Genomic DNA, 5,100 nt, shown 5'->3' with positions numbered 1-5,100 from the left:
CGTCCGAGTTTTCAGTCATGGGTGTTCCTGCGTGATATTGCGAGAGGAAATGAGTTGCGCACGTCCTTCCAGCATTGCTGGAAACATTCAATCCAGTAGCCTCCAATTCATCATAGGCGTGATCCCATGGGCGAGGACGGATGGTTCCGCGAGCACCGACGATGCGATTAAAGGCCGGCATCCAGCTTGCGCATAATTTCACGCCGACGGCGTTGCGCTTCGAAACGGGCGCGCTCCGGGTCGCCATCGAGAATGGCCGAGATGATCCCGCGGCGCTCACGCCGCCAGCGCTGCTTACCCTCAGAGCCACCATACAACGGGCCGCGTGGATATTCCGCATAGTGGTGGACTGCCATGCGGGAAAGCAGTTCCATCAACGGACGGTCAACCATGAGGTAAAGGATGTCCAACATGCTTTGATCGAACGCGCCGCGTTGCGCGGGCGTGTTGCGATCGTCTAGCGTCTTGATCAAACTCGTCAGTTCTCGACGCGCCTTTTCGTCCGGCGTGCGCGCGGCAGCGGCCATCAGCTCGCAATCCAGAAGCGTGATGATGTCAATCGCCTCTGGATAGTCCGAGTGGTGAAGCGACAGGAATCCCGAGATTGCCCGGCTCAAACCTTCCGCGCCGGGGCGGGTGCCGTAGTAGCCACCGCCCGGTCCACGACGGACTTGAAGGAATCCTTCATGCTCTAGAACACGGGCCGCCTGCTGCACGGTCACGACACCCACGCCCAGGATTTTCGCCAGATCGGGCAGAGAACCGATCTGCGCCTCGGGCGGCTGCGCGACGATCATCTCGCGCAGTTTCGCAACCGCGCCATTGACCAGGCTTTCGCGGGAAGTGCGCTTTTGAACGCTCATCGATACCTTTCATCTCGTTCGACCAGGCTCATAGCCGTATTTTTGCGTTGGGGCACCGCTCGATCACAAGTTCCTATAATGTGCGTGTTATTAGATCAGTTTCCGCCATCGCATCCGTGAATGGGTGGTAATGGCAAAAATACCAGTGCATTTAATCTCTTCATTGGATTATGACGTTCCCCGAAATGACTCGACGCAAGGGTCGTAGTTTTCTGGCGGGGAGGGGTGAATGCCCTTGAAAATCGGAGTTCTAAAGGAATTGGCACCGGGTGAGCATCGTGTCGCGATGGCTCCCGCAGCGGCCACGCGGTTCGCCAAGCTGGGGATCGACATCGCGGTAGAAAGCGGTGCCGGTTTGTCCGCGGGCTTCGACGATGCCGCTTACGCTGCGCAAGGCGTTATCATCGCCGACCGAAAGACCGTGATCAGCCAGTCTGACATCATCCTGGCCGCCCGCCCGCCCGCTCCGGATGCGCTAGCCGGCATCAAGGCCGGCACCAGGATCATTGGCGGCCTGGCTCCTTATGCCGATCCTCAGCGCTTGTCCGCGTACGCTGAACGCGGCATCGAGGCGATGGCCCTGGAATTGCTGCCGCGCATCACCCGAGCGCAATCGATGGACATCCTTTCCAGCCAGGCGAACCTCGCCGGGTATCATGCCGTAGTGCGCGCCGCGACGGAGCTTAACCGCTGCCTGCCGATGATGACGACCGCTGCAGGTTCCATCCCCGCCGCCAAGGCTTTCGTTATGGGCGTGGGTGTCGCCGGGCTGCAGGCGATTGCCACCGCACGTCGGCTTGGTGCGATCGTTTCCGCCACTGACGTTCGCCCCGAAGTGCGCGAGCAGATTCAATCTCTGGGCGCCAAGGCCATTTTCGAAGACGTGCGCGAAGGCGATGAAATCACCAAGGCGGCGGGCGGCTATGCCGGCGAGATGAGCCCGGCCTACCTTGAGCGCCAGTCTGCGCTTGTTTCTGGTCATATCGCGACGCAGGACATCGTCGTCACCACGGCGCTGATCCCCGGCCGGCCGGCACCGCGACTTGTCAGCGATGCGCAGATTGCCACGATGAAGAAGGGCAGCGTCATCGTCGATCTGGCCGCAGAGAACGGCGGCAATGTCGAAGGCGTTATCTTGGGCGAGCTCGTGGAACGGCATGGCGTGCTGATCATCGGCCTGGCCGATGGCGCATCGCGCCTGGCGGCGGACGCTTCAAACCTGTTCGCGCGCAACTGCTACAACTTCATCGAGGCATTCTGGAACAAGGCGGACAAGGTGCTGGCAATGCCGACCGATGATCCGCTGGTGGAAGCCGTCACCCTGACGCGTGAGGGACGCATCGTCCATTCGCGCTTCGCCCAGGTGGAAGCCGCCTGATCTGATCTCCGGGGGGAACATAACCATGACCGCTCTCAATCCCGATTATGTCTTCGTTTTCATTCTGGCGGCTTTTCTTGGCCTGCAACTGATCAAAAAGGTTTCGCCGCTGCTACACTCGCCGTTGATGAGCCTGACCAATGCGATCGCGGCGGTGGTGATCGTCGGGGCGATCCACATCACGGGTGAGGAGGGCGCCGCGCCCCTCGCCAAGACGCTGGGCATGATCGCCGTGTTCTGCGCCACGGTGAACCTGGTGTCTGGCTTCATGATCACGGACCGCATGCTCAAGATGTTCAAGCGGAAGGAGGGCTGATCTGATGGACATGTTCGTTCCCTTCGCCGCCATCGCGGCCTCCGCACTCTTCATCCTCTCCCTGATGTGGATGAGCCACCCGTCCACCGCGCGCCGGGGTGTGCGCGCCGGTGAAGCGGGTATGGCGATCGCCATCATCGGTGCCCTGATCCACCATGATATCGTCAGCTATGACCTGATCGTGCTGGCGATGGTCGCCGGTGCGGCTGTCGGTATCCCGATGGCGTTGCTCATGCCGATGACGGCGATCCCGCAGCGGACAGCGATCAGCCATGCTTTCGGCGCTCTTGCCGTCGGCCTGATCGGCGCGGCCGAGTACTACAAGCATGCGCAGCCCCAGTTCGCCGGCACGTTCGTGATGGGCGCGCTGATGTTCGAGATGATTCTGGGCTTCCTGACCTGCACCGCATCGGTCGTGGCCTTTGCCAAACTCCAGGGCCTGCTTCCTTCCAAGGCCGTGGTCTTTCCTGGGCAGAGGATCGTCAACGGGGCAGTTGCCCTCACCGGCATCGCTATCGCCGTGATGCTGACGATGGATCCCACGCAGACCTGGCTGTTCCCCATCTTCGTCGCCATCGCCTTGCTCTTCGGCATGCTGCTGGTCATCCCGATCGGCGGTGCGGACATGCCCACGGTTATCGCATTGCTCAACAGCTATGCCGGCCTTGCCGCATCGGCGATGGGCTTTGCACTGGGTAACAAGCTGCTGATCGTGGCGGGTGCGCTGGATGGCGCCTCGGGCTTCATCCTGGCCTTGATCATGTGCAAGGCGATGAACCGCAGCTTTGCTAACGTCATGTTCGGCGGCTTCGGAGCGGTGGCGGCGGGTGCTGTGAGCGGCAAGGACGATCGTGTCGTCCGCTCCGCCTCCGCCGAGGAAGCGGCGCTGCAGATGGAGAACGCCAGCACCGTCGTGATCATCCCTGGATACGGCATGGCGGTCAGCCAGGCCCAGCATAAAGTCAGCGAACTTTATCAGGCACTCACCAAAAAGGGTGTGGATGTGAAGTTCGCAATCCACCCCGTGGCTGGCCGCATGCCGGGCCATATGAATGTCCTGCTGGCAGAAGCTAATGTACCTTATGAGCAGCTGGTGGAGCTGGATGACGTCAATCCTGATATGCCGCAGACCGACGTGGCTCTGATCATCGGCGCGAACGATACGATCAATCCGGCTGCGCGCGATGACCCCAGCAGCGGCATTGCCGGCATGCCCATCATCGAGGCTGACCGCGCTCGCTCGGTGTTCGTCATCAAGCGGTCGATGAGCGCCGGTTTCGCAGGTGTCGACAACCCCATCTACTTCAACGCCAATACGCAGATGTTGTTTGGGGACGCGAAAGAGATGGTGGGTGCCATCGCGAAGGAACTGTCCGGCGGTGGCAGCGGCATGGGGCACTGAGATATTGAATGGGTCGGCGGTCATAACGCCGGCCCATCGTGCAACAGCACCAGCGTGATATCTCGTCCGGCTCTTGCCTTGGGTCGTTATGATACGCATCGCCAAGTTGAAATATTGAGAGTGAGAAGATCATGACCTTGGTAAAGGAAGATCAGCAGTTGTCGCCCATTGCGCCTTTGCTTCAGCCTCTGACTATCAGGGGCATGACCATCCCGAACCGCCTTGTGATGGCGCCGATGACTCGCAGCTTCTGCCCGGACAATCTGCCGGGCGACGACGTGGTCGGCTATTACCAGCGGCGGGGCGAAGGTGGCACTGGCCTGATCGTGACAGAAGCGATCGGCACCGATCATCCGGCCGCGGTTGGCGATACCGGCCTTGGCGAAATGAACCTGCCCCTTTTCGCCGGGCAGGATACCGTGGATGCTTGGGCGCGAGTTGTGCGCGCCGTGCATCCTACCGGCGCGAAGATCATCCCACAGCTGTGGCATCAGGGACCGATGCGGATGCCCAATGCGGAGGCGCCGGCTTTCTCACCTTCGGGCCATTATGGTGATCCTGAGAAGGCGGCTGACTATTATATCGAAAAGGCCAAGCTCATCGCCGCCACCGACATGCCGGTGCCCAGCGATGAAGAAATTGCCGATGTCGTGGAAGGGTTCGGCCGTGCCGCCGCTCAGGCCATGGCCGCCGGGTTCGACGGGCTCGCGCTGCATGGCGCGCATGGCTACCTGATCGACAGTTTCCTTTGGGAAGAAACCAATCGCCGTACGGGCCGGTGGGGCGGTGATCGTTCCGGGCGAACGTCTTTCGCCGTCGAAGTTATCAAGGCGTGCCGTCGCGCGATCGGTGACGATAAGCCGCTGATTTTCCGCTTCTCGCAATGGAAGCAACAGGATTTCCGCGCGCGTCTGGCCGAAACCCCGCAGGAATTGGAAGAGATCCTGGGTCCTCTTGCCGATGCCGGCGTCGATCTTCTGGAAGCCAGCGTCCGCTACTTCAACACTCCGGCGTTTCCGAAGGAGTCCGACCTGTCGCTGGCGGGCTGGGCCAAGAAGCTCACCGGCAAGCTGACCGGCGCTGTTGGTGGAATCGGCTTTAGCAAGGGCATGTACGATACGATGTCGTCCAGCAGCGATGG

Annotated in this window: 5 protein-coding genes; 4 read left to right on the top strand and 1 reads right to left on the bottom strand. The window is 61.0% G+C overall.

All coding sequences use genetic code 11. The features are described from left to right. Positions 1-167: 167 nt before the first annotated feature. The gene (locus tag ACHWRX_RS06755) at positions 168-863 is read right to left on the bottom strand and encodes a FadR/GntR family transcriptional regulator (protein WP_058736646.1); all 696 of its coding nucleotides are present in this window, start codon (positions 861-863) and stop codon (positions 168-170) included. Positions 864-1,098: 235 nt separating this feature from the next. Between ACHWRX_RS06755 and ACHWRX_RS06750 the strand changes: the two genes are divergently transcribed. From ACHWRX_RS06750 to ACHWRX_RS06735, 4 genes are all read left to right on the top strand, one after another. Further along, positions 1,099-2,241 carry a Re/Si-specific NAD(P)(+) transhydrogenase subunit alpha gene (locus ACHWRX_RS06750; protein WP_394658621.1) on the top strand — a complete coding sequence of 381 codons (1,143 nt, stop codon included), beginning with the start codon at positions 1,099-1,101 and terminating at the stop codon, positions 2,239-2,241. A gap of 25 nt (positions 2,242-2,266) precedes the next feature. Then, on the top strand, positions 2,267-2,557 hold the full coding sequence (locus ACHWRX_RS06745) for an NAD(P) transhydrogenase subunit alpha (protein ID WP_394658620.1): 291 nt from the start codon (positions 2,267-2,269) through the stop codon (positions 2,555-2,557). A gap of 4 nt (positions 2,558-2,561) precedes the next feature. Continuing rightward, entirely contained in the window at positions 2,562-3,959 is a 1,398-nt protein-coding gene (locus tag ACHWRX_RS06740) for an NAD(P)(+) transhydrogenase (Re/Si-specific) subunit beta (protein WP_288483426.1), read from the top strand. A gap of 203 nt (positions 3,960-4,162) precedes the next feature. Further along, positions 4,163-5,100: 12-oxophytodienoate reductase (locus ACHWRX_RS06735; RefSeq protein WP_394658619.1), on the top strand; the 938-nt coding region annotated here is incomplete at its 3' end.

It is taken from the genome of uncultured Novosphingobium sp. (genome assembly GCF_964277725.1).
Taxonomy (GTDB): domain Bacteria; phylum Pseudomonadota; class Alphaproteobacteria; order Sphingomonadales; family Sphingomonadaceae; genus Novosphingobium; species Novosphingobium fluoreni.
The sequence above is the reverse complement of the archived record's forward strand: the minus strand, read 5'-3'. Positions and strand labels throughout refer to the sequence as shown.